The organism is Flavobacterium sp., from assembly GCF_030146175.1.
GTDB lineage: Bacteria > Bacteroidota > Bacteroidia > Flavobacteriales > Flavobacteriaceae > Flavobacterium.
The window spans coordinates 1-14,832 of the sequence record NZ_JASLCE010000070.1; the positions used below are offsets into that span (position 1 = coordinate 1).

Consider the following 14,832-nt stretch of genomic DNA (forward strand, 5'->3'; position numbering starts at 1 on the left):
AGGTGCCTGTGGTAAACGAATTTCAGATTGAACACTGGAAATGGGTAGCCGATTATTATATGTGTGGTATTGGAGAAGTGTTTAAAACTGCTTTGCCTTCGGGTTTCTTACTGGAAAGCGAAACGATCATTTCCGCGCCTCAGGAAACCTATGCAGATAGTAAGACGTTGGAAGACGACGAATTTTTAATCTGGGAGGCTTTACAGCAACAATCGTCTCTAAAAGTGGAAGATATTATGGCGATTCTGGGGAAAAAGAACGTTTTTCCGGTATTGAACAGAATGTTGGCCAAAAATGTACTGACACTTCAGGAGGAGGTAATTGAAAAATACAAACCGAAAGTAACCAAATACATCCGCCTGCAATCGGAGTTTTTACAACAGCAGCAATTATCGGAATTGTTGGAACTATTGTCCAGAGCGCCTAAACAACGGGAATTGGTCTTACAGTATTTTCAATTGCAGGCAACGGAAAAGAAACCGATTTCCGTTAAAAAATTAATTGAGATTTCCGGAGCGGGTCAGGCGGCGGTTAAATCGCTGGTCGATAAAGCGGTTTTTGAAGAATACCATTTATCGGAAGATCGGGTTCGCTTTGAAAAATCGGAAGATTCCGGTTTTGAGCTAAGTGATCCGCAGCAAATTGCATTGAATGAAATTAAAGACAGTTTCGAAAAACAGAGTGTCTCTTTATTGCACGGTGTTACGGCTTCCGGAAAAACGGAAGTCTATATCAAGCTGATCGAAGAATATATACAATCCGGGAAACAGGTATTGTATCTGTTGCCCGAAATCGCGCTAACGGTTCAGTTGGTAAGTCGCCTTACGGCTTATTTTGGAAACCAGATCGCGGTTTATCATTCCAAATATACCAATAACGAAAGAGTGGAAGTCTGGCAACAGGTATTGCAAAATTCCGAAAAAGCCAAAATTGTAATCGGAGTGCGTTCGGCTTTGTTTTTGCCGTTTTCGAATCTGGGACTTATTGTAATCGACGAAGAGCACGAGCAAACGTTTAAGCAGTTTGATCCGGCACCGCGATACCATGCCCGTGATGCGGCTATAGTACTGGCGGCGGCACACCGGTCAAAAGTGCTTTTGGGATCGGCTACACCAAGTCTGGAAACCTATTATAATGTACAATCCGGAAAATACGGATTGATCAATTTAACGGAGCGCTACGGAAAAGTGTTGTTGCCGGAGGTTTTTCTGGTCGATTTAAAAGATAAATACAAACGGAAACGTATGAAAGGGCATTTTAGCGATACGCTGATTGAGGCCATTTCGGAATCCTTATCGTTGGGCGAACAGGTGATTTTGTTTCAAAACAGAAGAGGTTATTCTCCTTTTGTGGAATGTATGACCTGTGGACATGTGCCGCAATGTCCCAATTGTGATGTGAGTCTTACCTATTATAAGTATAAAAACCAATTGCGTTGCCATTATTGTGGTTATTCGATTGCAAATCCTACACATTGTCACGCTTGCCAGTCGGTGGATTTGTCAACCAAAGGATTTGGGACGGAACAGATCGAAATGGAATTGCGGGAGCTTTTTCCGGAAAAAAACATCGGTCGGATGGATCAGGATACAACCCGTGGTAAATATGGGTATGAAAAGATAATCGATGCTTTCCGGGAACAGGAAATCGATATTCTGGTCGGAACACAAATGTTGGCCAAAGGCTTGCATTTTGATAATGTAACGCTGGTTGGAATTATGAATGCGGATAATATGCTGAATCAGCCGGATTTTCGTTCGCACGAACGGGCGTTTCAAATGATGATGCAGGTAGCGGGTAGAGCGGGAAGAAGTGAAAAGAAAGGGAAAGTGATGATTCAAACCTATAACCCGTACCATAATATTATCCAGCAGGTAACGACCAACGATTATATGGGGATGTATAAAGAACAGGTCTATGAGCGGCACAATTTTAAATATCCGCCCTTTTACCGATTGGTAAAACTGACGTTAAAGCACCGCGATTTTGATAAATTAAAAGAGGGTTCGATGTGGATGTATAATGTGTTGACACAATCCCTTCAAATCCCGGTTCTTGGCCCGGAAGAACCCGCCATAAGCAGGATCCGGAATGAATACATCCGGACAATCCTGATTAAGATTCCGCAGAAAAGCCATTTGGGGAACACCAAAAAAATGATACGAAAAATAGGAAGCAGTTTTGAGGCGATCCCGCAATATCGGGCTATAAGAGTGTCGGTTAATGTAGATAATTACTAAGCGTTTTCGATCGCTTTGACCAAATCTTCTTTTTTATTCCGGCTCAATGGGATTTTGTTCGTGCCGATTTCAGCAAATTTACTGTTGAATTTGTCGATTTTATCAATGTTAACAATAAAGGATTTGTGAACCCGGATAAACTTGTCTTTCGGTAGTTCGTTTTCAAACGCTTTCATGGTCGACAGTACAAGGTGGTTGTCCTCATCGGTAATGACTTTTACATAATCCCCGTAGGCTTCGATCCATTTAATTCTCGAAATGTAAATTTTAAGTTTTTTAAGGTTACTCTTAATAAAGATAAACGGACTTTCCTCGTCGGAATTTTCTTTTCCGAGCAAAACAAAGTTCATCGCTTTTTTTACAGCAACATTAAATCGTTCGCGGGTAATAGGTTTGTGCAAATAATCGGTAGCGGCATAATCAAATGCTTTAACGGCATATTCCGTTTTTGATGTAATGAAAATCACCTGCGGTTTTGCCTTCAGTCCGTCTAGTAAATCAAAACCGTTTATAACCGGCATCTCGATATCCAGAAAAACCAGGTCTACGTTTTTGTTGGTAATGCAATTCTTTGCTTCAATAGCATTAGAGAATTCACCTACAAGGGACAGGTTTGGGTTCTCGGTTACGAGTTTGGTAATGGTTAAACGCTGAATACTACTATCATCAACTACAATACAGTTTATCTTCATAGTCTAATAAAAATCAAATAAGTTTATTTTAGTAATAAAAATAGCAAATCGTATCGGATTGACAAAGGATACTTGAGATAAAAACAGTGTTAGGACTAAAAAAAAGAAAATACCCTTGTGGATTAAATATAAATCGCTATTTTTGCACCCAATTTTATAACAAATAAATTTTATTCTTATGAATCATTATGAAACTGTTTTCATCTTGAATCCCGTTTTATCTGAGCAGCAGGTAAAGGAAACAGTAAGCAAATTTGAAGATTTTCTTACTTCTAAAGGAGCAGAGATGGTAGCGAAAGAGGATTGGGGCTTAAAAAAATTAGCGTACGAAATCCAACACAAGAAAAGTGGTTTTTATCATTTATTCGAATTCAAAGCATCTGGAGATATCTTAGTTGCATTTGAAACGGAATTCCGTCGTGACGAAAGAGTAATGCGCTTTTTAACTGTAAGTTTAGATAAACATGCAGTAGCGTGGGCTGAAAGAAGAAGAGCAAAATTAAAATCTACAAAAGCTTAATTAGTATGTCAAGTATTGAGCAATCTGCAAAAGGAAAAAAAGACGGGGATATCAGATATCTTACGCCTTTAAATATAGAAACTAACAAAACTAAAAAGTATTGTCGTTTCAAAAAAGCCGGTATCAAATATGTTGATTACAAAGATCCGGACTTCTTATTGAAATTCGTGAATGAGCAAGGAAAAATCCTTCCTCGTCGTTTAACAGGAACTTCTTTGAAATACCAAAGAAAAGTATCTGTAGCGGTAAAAAGAGCACGTCATTTAGCATTAATGCCATATGTGGCTGATTTATTAAAATAAAAAAGAGGCGAGATTATGGAACTTATATTAAAACAAGACGTACAGAATTTAGGTTTTAAAGACGATGTAGTATCTGTTAAGCCAGGTTACGGTCGTAACTTTTTAATTCCTCAAGGTTTTGCTATTTTAGCAACTCCGTCAGCTAAAAAAGTATTAGCTGAAAACTTAAAACAAAAAGCTCACAAAGAAGCTAAAATCGTTGCTGATGCGAAAAGCTTGGCTGAAGCGATCAAAGCTTTAGAGATCAAAATCACGGCTAAAGCTGGTGGTGAAAAATTATTCGGATCTGTTACAAATGCAGATATCGCTGAAGTTTTAGAGAAAAACGGACATGCAATCGATAAAAAATTCATCACTTCTGGTATCGTTAAACGTACAGGAAAATACAATGCTTCTATCCGTTTACACCGTGATGTAATCGTAGAATTAGCTTACGAAATTGTTGCTGAAAAAGCATAATTTTAGCAAAATAAAGCAAAAGCCTTCCCAATCGGGAAGGCTTTTTTTATACCTTTATGTTTTGTCGGCTATCGGATGCATCCGGTTGCGGTACTAAAACAATAACAATGAGATATACGCGATTAACAAAAGAACAACTGGAAGAACTGCACCCGGAATTTGTAAATTTTCTGGCCACTCAATCGGTCGATAAAGCCGAATGGGATAAAATTAAAGCGCAAAACCCGGAAGTCGCCGAACAGGAGATCGATGTTTTTTCGGATCTGATCTGGGAAGGTGTGCTAACCAATGCCAAATACCTGGAACACTATTCGAAACATCATATTTTTCTGTTTCATTGCAGCGATATTCACATGCAAACCATTGTGATCCATTCGCTGGTTGAAGAAGTCGATTTTCTGACCAAAGAAGGGTTGAATTGGCTTAGTGATAATCTGTTTACGGATAATGTTGAAATCCAGAAAGGACAAAAGGTTTTTGTAGACGAACGCAACGACGAAATATTCGGACTGGTTCGCCAGGGAGCCATCCTGTGTGACGGCGATTTGTACCGTCAGATGGAAAATATACTTGAGTAATAGAAATTCGGAATTACATCCCGAAATTATCAGAAATTGGTTAAATTAGTTCCTTCAAACTGGTTTTCCCAATTTTTGTATTTTATGGACGTTTTGCAGACTATTCAGGCGCTGAGAGAAGCATTGAATCAACACAATTATAACTATTATGTGTTGGATAACCCAACAATCTCCGACTACGATTTCGATTTGAAATTAAAAGAGTTACAGGCACTTGAAGAGCAGTATCCGGAATATTTTGACGAAGATTCGCCAACCCAACGTGTAGGCGGTTCGGTAACGAAAAATTTCGAAACCATTTTACACGAATACCGAATGTATTCGCTGGACAATTCGTATTCCAAAGAAGACTTATTGGATTGGGAAAAAAGAGCGCAGAAAATCCTGGGTGATGTTGCGCTGGAATATACCTGCGAATTAAAATATGATGGCGCTTCGATCAGTATTACCTATGAAGACGGAAAGTTAAAACGCGCCCTTACCCGAGGCGATGGTTTTCAGGGGGACGATGTGACCAATAATATCAAAACCATAAAAGCCGTTCCGATCCGTTTAAAAGGCGATTATCCTCCGAAATTTGAAATTCGGGGGGAAATTATTCTGCCGTTTGCCGGTTTCGAAAAAATGAATCAGGAATTGATCGAAATAGGAGAAACACCGTATTCGAATCCGCGAAATACAGCATCGGGAAGTCTGAAATTACAAGATAGTTCCGAAGTTGCAAAAAGACCGTTGGATTGTTTGTTGTATGCGCTCGTAGGACAACAATTGCCGTTTCAGTCGCAATTCGAAGGTTTGGAAAAAGCACGTCAGTGGGGTTTTAAAGTGCCAAAACAAGCACAGTTGGCCCGAAATATGGAGGAGGTTTTTGCTTTTATTGATCATTGGGATACGCAACGCCATACGTTGCCGTATGAAACCGATGGTGTGGTGATCAAGGTGAATAGTCTGCAATATCAGGACGAATTGGGGTATACGGCAAAATCACCGCGTTGGGCGATTGCTTATAAGTTTAAAGCCGAGCAGGTGTCCACACGATTGTTGTCTATTGCTTATCAGGTAGGGCGAACCGGAGCGATTACGCCGGTAGCGAACCTCGAACCGGTTCAGTTGGCCGGAACGATTGTAAAACGTGCCTCGTTACACAATGCAGATCAGATCGAAAAACTGGATATCCGAATTGGCGATACTGTTTTTGTCGAAAAAGGCGGCGAGATCATTCCTAAAATTATTGCTGTTGATGAAACGCAACGTCCAGTCGATTCGCAGCCTACCGTTTATATAACGCATTGCCCGGAATGCCAGACCGAACTGGTGCGGAAAGAAGGGGAAGCGCAGCATTATTGTCCGAATTTTTATGGATGTCCGCCACAAATCATTGGGCGAATCCAACACTATATCTCCCGAAAAGCAATGGATATTGAAGGTTTGGGAGGGGAAACCGTAGCTTTATTGTACAATAACGGACTGGTGCACGATTATGCCGATTTGTATGAATTGACAAAAGAGCAAGTGATTCCATTGGAGCGAATGGCCGAAAAATCAGCGGATAATTTGATCAAAGGAATTGAGAAGTCCAAAGAAGTGCCGTTCGAAAGAGTGTTGTTTGCACTGGGAATCCGTTATGTAGGAGAAACCGTAGCGAAAAAACTGGCTAAACATTATAAAACCATCGATGCATTGGCGCAGGCAAGTCTGATGGATTTGGTTCTGGTTGATGAAATCGGAGAACGAATCGCACAGAGTGTACTGGAATTTTTTGGGAACGATGCCAATAAAATTATCATTGAACGATTGCGAAGTTTTGGTGTGCAACTGGAAATGGGTGCGCATCACGACACGGCCGTTTCGGATCTGTTGTCGGGTAAAACGTTTGTAGTGTCCGGTGTTTTTGAAAAATTCTCCAGAGATGACCTTAAAAAAGCGATAGAAGACAATGGTGGAAAGGTGGGGAGTTCCATATCGAAGAAGACCGATTATGTAGTGGCCGGAGCGAATATGGGACCAGCGAAACTGGAAAAAGCAAGTCAGTTGAATATCCCGATTATCACGGAAGATGATTTTCTGCTAATGCTTCAATAAATGCTTTATTGTCAGGAGAATTATAGAAATTAACGTTTTTTTTTGATCCAAATCGATGGAATCTGCTTTTCCCGGAATTTTTACGTTATTGTAGGGTGTCCTATTGTAACTTGCGGCAAAAATCTTTCATTTTTAATCTGTTATGCGACGTATTATGGAGCAAAAAGTAAAAGACGGAATAAGTGGAATTCTCATTTTGTTTTATTTTTTGATTGGCGGGATTTCGGTTGCGAGCGAATATATGCAGGATCATTTTCTGACGTATATTTCGAAACCCTTCCTGATGCCGATATTGTTTTATCTCTATTACCTAAACTCCGAAAAGCGGAACAATGCTTTTGTGCTCGCACTTTTTTTTAACTGGATAGCCAATATTGCCTTTGTGGCGGCCACAAAAGATACGGTGTATTTCGGATCGCTGTTTTTTTTGTTGTACCGTGTTATGGTGGTTTATATGTTGGTGGAGCGGATTGCTTTTCCGAAGATTATTCCTTTTTTGATAGGTTGTATCCCGTTTTTCTTTATTTATATTACCGTTACAAGCCTTGTAAATGCCGAGATCGAAAACGGAATTTACCTGTTTTGGGTGAATGGGATTTTTATGATTTTTCTGGGCGGTTTTACCCTTGCGAATTATATCTTAAATAACAATAAGGTAAATACCCTGTTACTGATAAGTACCTTATTGTTTACGTTTATCCAGTTTCTCGTAACGATCAACCTGTATTATCTTACGTTGCCATTGTTTCAGCCGATTTCGTTGGCGATGTTTGTGGTGGCGCAGTATCTGCTTTATAAATCCGTTTTGATAATGGACTATAAAAGAGTTTTATACGACAATACTTCTTCCGGAGTGTGATTTGGTTTTGTTCGCGTCGAAATAAAAATCGATACGTCCTAAATTGATACCATAACATCCCACTTGATTGATCAAGACTTCTTTGCCGTCAAGATTTTTTTCAATTACCGGCTTGCTTAGGAAAGTGTGCGTATGTCCTCCAATGATCAGGTCGATGTCTTTGGTTCTTCGTGCCAAAAGAATATCGCAGATACGCTCCGGCTCGTTGTTGTATTTAAAACCGATATGGGATAAACAAATCACCAGATCGCATTTTTTCTCGTGTTTCAGGATACGAGTCATTTCGGTCGCGGTTTCCACCGGATCGTTATAAACGGTTTCCTTATAAAGCTTTTTGTCTACAAGTCCCTGTAGTTCGACACCCAATCCGAAAACGCCGATTTTGATACCGTCTTTTTCGAATATTTTATACGGTTTAACAATGTCGTTTAAAACCGTGTTTTTAAAATCGTAATTGGCTGAAACGAAATCAAATTTAGCATGAGGTAACTGTGCATAAAAACCGTCAATTCCGTTGTCGAAATCGTGGTTACCCATAGTGGCTAAATCGTATTGCAGCATACTCATCAGTTTGAATTCCAGTTCGCCGCCATAATAATTAAAATAAGGTGTTCCCTGGAAAATATCACCGGCATCCAGTAGTAATACGTTTGGTGTTTCTTTGCGAATTTCCTGTATCAGACTGGCACGACGCGCCACGCCACCCATATTCGGGTTTTTTGGATCCGTGGCTGGAAACGGGTCGATATGACTGTGAACGTCATTGGTATGTAATATCGTAATCTTTTTAATATCCGGGGCAGTTGTAAAGCTGCTTAGTGAAAGGCCTCCAACAGAAACCAGAGCAGAGCTCGCTAATGTGCCTTTTAAAAATTCTCTTCTTTTCATCTTCTTAATCTTTTATTCCAGGATAATTCGTTCGGTTGTGATAACAGGTATAGTGTCGACTTTTTTAAAGTAGTCGATTAACAGGTTACGGAGTTTGTAATCCATGTCATACGATTGAATTCCTTTTTTAAAGAAATTCATACTGTCGCCGCCATTGGATAAATAATCGGATGTGGCAACATAGTATACCTGATCCTCCTGAAGGGGTTTTCCGTTAACACTTAACGATTTGATGCTTAAATTGTCTTTGTTGGCTACGATTTTTAAACCGGATAACGGATGCGGTTTGCGTTCTTTTAAAATGTATTCGGCCATTTCGCGAATCTGAGCGCCTTTTAATGCGATAATGATCAAACTATTTTCAAAAGGCATGATTTCAAAAGCGGTACGAGTGGTAACATCGCCTTTTGGGAGTGGTGCGCGGATTCCGCCATGGTTCAACAGACAGATATCAATGTTTTTTTTCTCGCGTGACTGGAAAATCGGGTTGCCCATTTCGATGGTTACATCGGCCAATAGGTTTCCGATGGTTGTTTGCCAGGTTCCTTTGCTTTTGTCTAAGGTTTCGGGGCAATAGGCCAGTACATGGTCGAGTTCCTGGTTGATGTGATCGCGGTAAGGCGCTACATAATCTTCGATAGATTTAACATCCGGGTAAGCATTTGTGACACCGATTTGTTTTCCTTCAATTTTGGTGTTGTAGTACTTTTGAGTGGTACAGGAAACCGATAAAAAAATGCCCGTAAGGACAATAATTGAAGTTAAAATACGGTTATACTTTCTTAATTTTGTCATTTGTTATAATCCTTATTTAATTAACTTTGTATTCCAAGTAAAAGTACTATGTTTTTAAAAACAATAAAGGATTTTTTCCTAAAAAAAATCATTAAAAAAAGATTACCAAACTATAAACTTACCGTTACAACAGAGAAAATACAAACGATTGGTTTATTGCTGGATGAAAGTTATTTTTCGGCTCAGGACAATCTGATAAAGGAGTTGGTTGCACAGGGAATCCCGGAAAAAAACATCTCCATTTTGATTTATAAAGATAAGATTAAGAAAAAAGAGGTCTTTGATTATCCTTTTTTTAGTAGAAAAGATATCACCTTGGGTGGGGAACCGGTTAAAAAGGAAGTATTGGATTTTTGTGAAAATCCATTCGATATGCTGATCGGATATTATGATGTGGAAAAAGCGCCGTTGGTTTGGGTGACGTTACAGTCGAAAGCCAAATTTAAAGCCGGATTTGCTACAATCGATAAGCGATTGCATCACTTTATGATCGCCACGGTAGCCGAAAAGTACCAGGAGTTTGTATCGGAATTGTTTCGATACCTGAAAATTTTAAACAAAATATAAAAAATAACCATGCAATCATTAATAGGAACCGGTGTTGCGCTTGTTACACCATTTAAAAAAGATTTTTCGGTAGACACCGAAGCATTGACCCGAATTGTAAACCATGTTGTGGATGGCGGAGTAGAATATTTGGTCGTTTTGGGAACAACGGGCGAATCGGCAACATTGAGCCAGGACGAAAAAGAACTGGTGATCAAAACGGTTATCGAAGCAAACAACGGTCGCTTACCATTAGTATTGGGTGTTGGCGGAAACAACACGTATAAAGTGGTGGAGGAGTTAAAAACACGCGATCTTTCGGCTTTCCAGGCGATACTTTCGGTTTCACCGTACTATAATAAACCGACTCAGGAAGGGATTTACCAACACTTTAAAGCGGTAGCGGAAGCATCTCCAATACCGGTTATTCTATACAATGTACCGGGAAGAACGGCGAGTAATATGGTACCATCGACGGTAATCCGATTGGCAAATGATTTTAAAAATATTATCGGAATCAAAGAAGCTGCTGGTGACATTGTGCAAGCAATGAAATTGATTCAGCACAAACCGGAAGGCTTTTTGGTGATTTCCGGAGATGATATGGTGACATTACCGATGGTTTTAGCTGGTGGTTCCGGAGTGATCTCCGTAATCGGTGAAGGTTTTCCAAAAGAATTCTCGGAAATGGTACGTTTGGGCTTGGAACGAAAAGTAGATGAAGCTTATAAATTGCATTATCTGTTGGCCGACAGTATCGATATGATTTTCGAACAAGGTAATCCGGCTGGTATCAAAGCGGTGTTTAAATCACTGGGATTATCGGAAGATACGGTGCGTTTGCCATTGGTAAATGTTAACGAAGATTTAGCAAAACGCATTGACGATTTTGTAAAGAAAATAGTAAATTAGCCTTTAATTAAAAAAAAGAAATATATGTTATCAAAAACTATTGAAGCAGCTGTTAATAACCAGATTAAGGTAGAAGCGGATTCGTCACAGATATACTTAGCAATGGCGTCTTGGGCTGAAGTTCAGGGTTTTGAAGGGATTGCAACATTTATGTATGCGCAGTCCGACGAAGAAAGAATGCACATGCTAAAGCTTGTGAAATATGTAAACCAACGTGGCGGTCAGGCGCAAATTCCGGCCGTTATCGAGCCATCATTGGACTATTCGTCTTTTAAAGCATTGTTTACGCAATTGTTCGAACACGAAGTAATGGTGTCGGCAAGTATCAACGAATTGGTCCATGTTTCCTTATCGGAAAGAGACTATGCAACGCATAACTTCCTACAGTGGTATGTTTCGGAACAAATCGAAGAAGAAGCTACAGCAAGAACTATTTTAGACAAAATCAATCTTATTGGAGACGATAAAGGAGGATTGTACCTGTTTGATAATGATATGAAAAATTTCAGCGGGAATCAGCCAACGTCGGCACAATAATAGTATAAAAAACAAGTTTAAAGAAGATGTCATTTTACGGACATCTTTTTTGTTTTTCGGCTGAAAAAAAAGATTTTGTAATCTCTAATTAATAACTAAATTTGCATTTGCTTTCGGAAAAAGACTTTTCCGGGTTTTGAAGGCATAAAAACTGATAAATAAAATGAGTAAATTTCTATACGTTTTTCTTGTTGCGGTTCTGTTAACCTCATGTAGCCAGTATCAAAAGGCTTTAAAATCGGAAGATTTGGCGATGAAATATGAAGTGGCAACCAAAATGTACGACGCCGGAAAATATTCAAAAGCGATACGTTTGTTCGAACAGATAGCAGCGCCAAACCGAGGAAAACCTCAGGCTGAAAAACTGTTTTATATGTTTGCACAGTCGTATTATAAGACCAAACAGTACTATTTATCAGGATATCAGTTCGAATCATTTGTAGCGGGTTATCCGAAAAGTGAAAAAAGAGAAGAAGCTGCTTTTTTAGGCGCGAAAAGCTTTTATCAACTGTCACCGGTTTATTCGATAGACCAGACCGATACGCAAAAAGGTATCGATAAATTACAAGAGTATATCAATACGTATCCGGATTCGCCTAACATGGCCGATGCGAATAAAATGATCACCGAATTGCGTCAGAAGCTGGAGAAAAAAGCATTCGAAATCGCAAAACAATACAATACTATCGGGGAATGGTCGCGCGATTACAATGCGGCGATTAAAGCACTGGACAATTTTATTGTCGATTACCCGGGTACAATTTATAAAGAAGATGCATTGTTTTATAAGTTCGATTCGACCTATAAACTGGCAATAAACAGTATTCATTCCAAAATGGAAGACCGTTTGCACACGGCTAAAACAGCCTATTCGGCGCTAATCCGTTTTAAGGGAGATACCAAATACAAAGCAAAAGCCGATGAAATGTTGGCCAATATTGATAAAGAATTACAACAATTTTCTAAATAATTAAGAACGTCATGGATTTAAAAAAGACTACTGCTCCAGTTAACACGGTTACCTACAATAAGAGTAAGATTGAAGAGCCGACAGGAAACGTGTATGAAGCGATCACCATTATGGCAAAAAGAGCAAATCAGATTAATTCCGAAATCAAAAAAGAATTGATCGATAAGCTTGACGAGTTTGCTACTTACAATGACAGTCTTGAGGAAATTTTTGAAAACAAAGAGCAAATCGAAGTTTCCAAGTTCTACGAAAAACTACCAAAACCACATGCTTTAGCAGTACAAGAGTGGTTGGATGGTAAAATCTATTACAGAGACTCAAATAAATAATCCTAATGTCTGTTTTAAGCGGTAAAAAAATAATACTGGGTGTTTCTGGTGGAATTGCCGCATATAAAACGGCAACATTAGTTCGACTTCTTATCAAAGCAGGTGCTCAGGTCCAGGTGGTCATGACACCTGCTTCTAAAGATTTTGTAACCCCCTTAACGCTGTCGACCTTATCCAAGCGACCGGTTTTTTCCACTTTTTTTAATGAAGAAGATGAGAATGCCGTTTGGAACAACCATGTCGATTTAGCGCTTTGGGCCGATCTGATCGTAATTGCTCCGGCTACGGCCAATACCCTTTCCAAAATGGTCAATGGCAATTGCGATAATCTACTCATTGCAACTTATCTTTCTGCAAAATGTCCGGTTTATTTCGCTCCGGCGATGGATCTGGATATGTATAAACATCCGTCTACCATTGCGAGTTTTAACGCTTTGCGGGATTTTGGGAATCATATTATTCCGGCCGAAAAAGGCGAATTGGCCAGTGGACTTTCCGGAGAAGGGCGTATGGCTGAACCCGAAAATATAGTCGCTTTTCTCGAAAAAGATCTGGAAGACCAATTGCCATTACGCGGAAAAAAAATACTGGTTACTGCCGGTCCTACCTACGAAGCAATCGATCCGGTGCGTTTTATAGGGAATCATTCGTCCGGAAAAATGGGCTATGATATTGCCAAAGCTGCCGCCGATGCCGGAGCCGAGGTAATTTTAGTATCCGGTCCGACACATTTGGATATCAAACACGAACACATTCAGATCCGACGGGTGCAATCGGCACTGGAAATGTATGACGCGTGTCACGACTATTTTGATCAGGTCGATACGGCTGTTTCGGCTGCTGCGGTTGCCGATTATCGTCCGAAAAATGTTGCTAGTCAGAAAATAAAAAAGAATGATGCTGCGTTTTCCATAGAACTGGAAAAAACAAAAGATATACTCGCTTCGCTGGGCGAGGTCAAAAAAAATCAGTTTTTGATTGGATTTGCACTGGAAACCGAAAATGAAATTGAGCATGCCAAGCAGAAAATTCAGAAAAAAAACTTAGATTTGATAGTTTTAAATTCATTAAACGATACCGGTGCCGGTTTTGGTAAACCAACCAATAAGGTAACGTTTATTGATAGGAATTTTTTAGTCGAGCCGATGGAACTTAAAACCAAAGAAGAAGTCGCTCAGGATATTGTCAACAAAATAATAGCTCATTATGCGTAACTGGATACTACTTATACTTACTTTTTTATCGTTAAACAGCTTTGCGCAGGAACTGAATTGTAGTGTAAGTGTAAATTACAGTCAGATTACAAACGTAAACCCGCAGATTTTCAAAACCCTCGAAAAGCAGGTGACGGAGTTTATGAACAATACCAAATGGACTGAAAAAACTTTTAAGCAAAACGAAAGAATCAACTGTGTGGTATTTATCACGGTAAACGGTTTCGATTCCAACAACTTCGATGCGACCATTCAGGTGCAATCGTCCCGACCAATTTACAACTCGACCTATTCGTCACCGGTGTTTAATATTAACGACAAAGATTTTAAATTCCGTTATGTCGAATTCGAAAATATGTATTTTAACCCGAATAGCTTTGATTCCAATCTGATTTCGGTTTTGGCATTCTATGCGAATATGATCATAGGGATCGATGCGGATACTTATCAGAATATGGGTGGTGGAAAATACCTGGATGCGGCTTTGGCAATTGCCAATGTAGCGCAGTCCAGCGGTTATGAAGGATGGATACAATCGGAAAAACGAAATACGCGTTACTATTTGATCAATGATATGTTGTCGAATACTTACGCGCCTTTTAGAGAAGCGATGTATCAGTATCATTTACAGGGATTGGATCGAATGGCTGAAAATCAGAAAACGGCCAAGGAAAAAGTAATTGCTTCGATCGAAACCCTTTCGAAAGTACACGACGTACGTCCGAATTCGTTCCTGATGCGGGTGTTTTTCGATGCTAAAGTGGACGAATTGGTAAGCATGTATTCCGGCGGACCAAATGTCGATATTGTACAACTGACTGAAAAATTAAATAGAATATCTCCATTAAATTCTTCTAAATGGAGTAATATAAAATACTAAATTTGTGTTTTACTAAACCGCTGCACAAA

17 protein-coding genes are annotated in these 14,832 nt (G+C 39.5%); 14 read left to right on the forward strand and 3 right to left on the reverse strand.

Translation table 11 applies throughout. The annotated features are described in order from the left end of the window. A partial coding sequence (priA, locus tag Q1R07_RS08205) for a primosomal protein N' (RefSeq protein ID WP_300488416.1) occupies positions 1 to 2,240 on the forward strand: 2,240 nt, incomplete at its 5' end. Here the strand turns inward: priA and Q1R07_RS08210 are convergent. Continuing rightward, positions 2,237 to 2,932 (reverse strand): LytTR family DNA-binding domain-containing protein, encoded by a 696-nt coding sequence (locus Q1R07_RS08210; protein ID WP_136402524.1) that lies wholly within the window; start codon positions 2,930 to 2,932, stop codon positions 2,237 to 2,239. The genes priA and Q1R07_RS08210 overlap by 4 nt on opposite strands. Before the next feature lie 178 nt (positions 2,933 to 3,110). Here Q1R07_RS08210 and rpsF point away from each other — a divergent pair, with 178 nt between their 5' ends. The 6 genes from rpsF (at position 3,111) to Q1R07_RS08240 (ending at position 7,732) form a co-directional block, all read left to right on the forward strand. Further along, entirely contained in the window at positions 3,111 to 3,452 is a 342-nt protein-coding gene (gene rpsF / locus Q1R07_RS08215) for a 30S ribosomal protein S6 (RefSeq protein WP_300488419.1), read from the forward strand. Between the two features lie 5 nt (positions 3,453 to 3,457). Then, positions 3,458 to 3,754, forward strand: a complete 297-nt coding sequence (rpsR, locus tag Q1R07_RS08220; protein WP_136402526.1) for a 30S ribosomal protein S18 — start codon at positions 3,458 to 3,460, stop codon at positions 3,752 to 3,754. A 15-nt stretch (positions 3,755 to 3,769) separates the two neighbouring features. Then, positions 3,770 to 4,213 (forward strand): 50S ribosomal protein L9, encoded by a 444-nt coding sequence (gene rplI / locus Q1R07_RS08225; protein WP_300488424.1) that lies wholly within the window; start codon positions 3,770 to 3,772, stop codon positions 4,211 to 4,213. A 107-nt stretch (positions 4,214 to 4,320) separates the two neighbouring features. After that, entirely contained in the window at positions 4,321 to 4,791 is a 471-nt protein-coding gene (locus Q1R07_RS08230) for a DUF6495 family protein (protein ID WP_300488427.1), read from the forward strand. A gap of 84 nt (positions 4,792 to 4,875) precedes the next feature. Beyond that, a complete protein-coding gene (gene ligA, locus Q1R07_RS08235; RefSeq protein ID WP_300488430.1) occupies positions 4,876 to 6,873 on the forward strand; it encodes an NAD-dependent DNA ligase LigA in 1,998 nt (665 codons plus the stop codon). 154 nt (positions 6,874 to 7,027) lie between these two features. Beyond that, on the forward strand, positions 7,028 to 7,732 hold the full coding sequence (locus Q1R07_RS08240; RefSeq protein ID WP_300488433.1) for a lysoplasmalogenase family protein: 705 nt from the start codon (positions 7,028 to 7,030) through the stop codon (positions 7,730 to 7,732). Here Q1R07_RS08240 and Q1R07_RS08245 read toward each other — a convergent pair. Then, a complete protein-coding gene (locus tag Q1R07_RS08245; protein WP_300488435.1) occupies positions 7,703 to 8,620 on the reverse strand; it encodes a metallophosphoesterase in 918 nt (305 codons plus the stop codon). The genes Q1R07_RS08240 and Q1R07_RS08245 overlap by 30 nt on opposite strands. Before the next feature lie 12 nt (positions 8,621 to 8,632). Continuing rightward, complete coding sequence (locus Q1R07_RS08250; protein ID WP_300488437.1) at positions 8,633 to 9,415, reverse strand: 5'-nucleotidase; 783 nt, start codon at positions 9,413 to 9,415, stop codon at positions 8,633 to 8,635. Positions 9,416 to 9,463: 48 nt separating this feature from the next. Between Q1R07_RS08250 and Q1R07_RS08255 the strand changes: the two genes are divergently transcribed. From Q1R07_RS08255 to Q1R07_RS08285, 7 genes are all read left to right on the forward strand, one after another. Further along, positions 9,464 to 9,982, forward strand: coding sequence for a hypothetical protein (locus tag Q1R07_RS08255; protein ID WP_300488439.1), 519 nt, complete (start codon positions 9,464 to 9,466; stop codon positions 9,980 to 9,982). Between the two features lie 9 nt (positions 9,983 to 9,991). After that, complete coding sequence (dapA, locus tag Q1R07_RS08260) at positions 9,992 to 10,873, forward strand: 4-hydroxy-tetrahydrodipicolinate synthase (protein WP_300488442.1); 882 nt, start codon at positions 9,992 to 9,994, stop codon at positions 10,871 to 10,873. Between the two features lie 24 nt (positions 10,874 to 10,897). Beyond that, the gene (locus tag Q1R07_RS08265; RefSeq protein ID WP_300488445.1) at positions 10,898 to 11,410 is read left to right on the forward strand and encodes a ferritin; all 513 of its coding nucleotides are present in this window, start codon (positions 10,898 to 10,900) and stop codon (positions 11,408 to 11,410) included. 163 nt (positions 11,411 to 11,573) lie between these two features. Beyond that, positions 11,574 to 12,380 carry an outer membrane protein assembly factor BamD gene (gene bamD / locus Q1R07_RS08270; RefSeq protein WP_300488448.1) on the forward strand — a complete coding sequence of 269 codons (807 nt, stop codon included), beginning with the start codon at positions 11,574 to 11,576 and terminating at the stop codon, positions 12,378 to 12,380. Between the two features lie 11 nt (positions 12,381 to 12,391). Further along, positions 12,392 to 12,709 carry a DNA-directed RNA polymerase subunit omega gene (locus tag Q1R07_RS08275; protein ID WP_136402537.1) on the forward strand — a complete coding sequence of 106 codons (318 nt, stop codon included), beginning with the start codon at positions 12,392 to 12,394 and terminating at the stop codon, positions 12,707 to 12,709. A gap of 5 nt (positions 12,710 to 12,714) precedes the next feature. Then, complete coding sequence (gene coaBC / locus Q1R07_RS08280; RefSeq protein ID WP_300488453.1) at positions 12,715 to 13,923, forward strand: bifunctional phosphopantothenoylcysteine decarboxylase/phosphopantothenate--cysteine ligase CoaBC; 1,209 nt, start codon at positions 12,715 to 12,717, stop codon at positions 13,921 to 13,923. Beyond that, complete coding sequence (locus Q1R07_RS08285; protein WP_300488456.1) at positions 13,916 to 14,803, forward strand: DUF4835 family protein; 888 nt, start codon at positions 13,916 to 13,918, stop codon at positions 14,801 to 14,803. The genes coaBC and Q1R07_RS08285 overlap by 8 nt, the downstream gene beginning before the upstream one ends. Positions 14,804 to 14,832: the final 29 nt, after the last annotated feature.

Bases quoted from the DNA above. Each gene is read 5' to 3' on its own strand.
- Q1R07_RS08210 (WP_136402524.1), bottom strand. From the start codon at position 2,932: ATGAAGATAAACTGTATTGTAGTTGATGATAGTAGTATTCAGCGTTTA.
- rpsF (WP_300488419.1), top strand. From the start codon at position 3,111: ATGAATCATTATGAAACTGTTTTCATCTTGAATCCCGTTTTATCTGAG.
- rpsR (WP_136402526.1), top strand. From the start codon at position 3,458: ATGTCAAGTATTGAGCAATCTGCAAAAGGAAAAAAAGACGGGGATATC.
- rplI (WP_300488424.1), top strand. From the start codon at position 3,770: ATGGAACTTATATTAAAACAAGACGTACAGAATTTAGGTTTTAAAGAC.
- Q1R07_RS08230 (WP_300488427.1), top strand. From the start codon at position 4,321: ATGAGATATACGCGATTAACAAAAGAACAACTGGAAGAACTGCACCCG.
- ligA (WP_300488430.1), top strand. From the start codon at position 4,876: ATGGACGTTTTGCAGACTATTCAGGCGCTGAGAGAAGCATTGAATCAA.
- Q1R07_RS08240 (WP_300488433.1), top strand. From the start codon at position 7,028: ATGGAGCAAAAAGTAAAAGACGGAATAAGTGGAATTCTCATTTTGTTT.
- Q1R07_RS08245 (WP_300488435.1), bottom strand. From the start codon at position 8,620: ATGAAAAGAAGAGAATTTTTAAAAGGCACATTAGCGAGCTCTGCTCTG.
- Q1R07_RS08250 (WP_300488437.1), bottom strand. From the start codon at position 9,415: ATGACAAAATTAAGAAAGTATAACCGTATTTTAACTTCAATTATTGTC.
- Q1R07_RS08255 (WP_300488439.1), top strand. From the start codon at position 9,464: ATGTTTTTAAAAACAATAAAGGATTTTTTCCTAAAAAAAATCATTAAA.
- dapA (WP_300488442.1), top strand. From the start codon at position 9,992: ATGCAATCATTAATAGGAACCGGTGTTGCGCTTGTTACACCATTTAAA.
- Q1R07_RS08265 (WP_300488445.1), top strand. From the start codon at position 10,898: ATGTTATCAAAAACTATTGAAGCAGCTGTTAATAACCAGATTAAGGTA.
- bamD (WP_300488448.1), top strand. From the start codon at position 11,574: ATGAGTAAATTTCTATACGTTTTTCTTGTTGCGGTTCTGTTAACCTCA.
- Q1R07_RS08275 (WP_136402537.1), top strand. From the start codon at position 12,392: ATGGATTTAAAAAAGACTACTGCTCCAGTTAACACGGTTACCTACAAT.
- coaBC (WP_300488453.1), top strand. From the start codon at position 12,715: ATGTCTGTTTTAAGCGGTAAAAAAATAATACTGGGTGTTTCTGGTGGA.
- Q1R07_RS08285 (WP_300488456.1), top strand. From the start codon at position 13,916: ATGCGTAACTGGATACTACTTATACTTACTTTTTTATCGTTAAACAGC.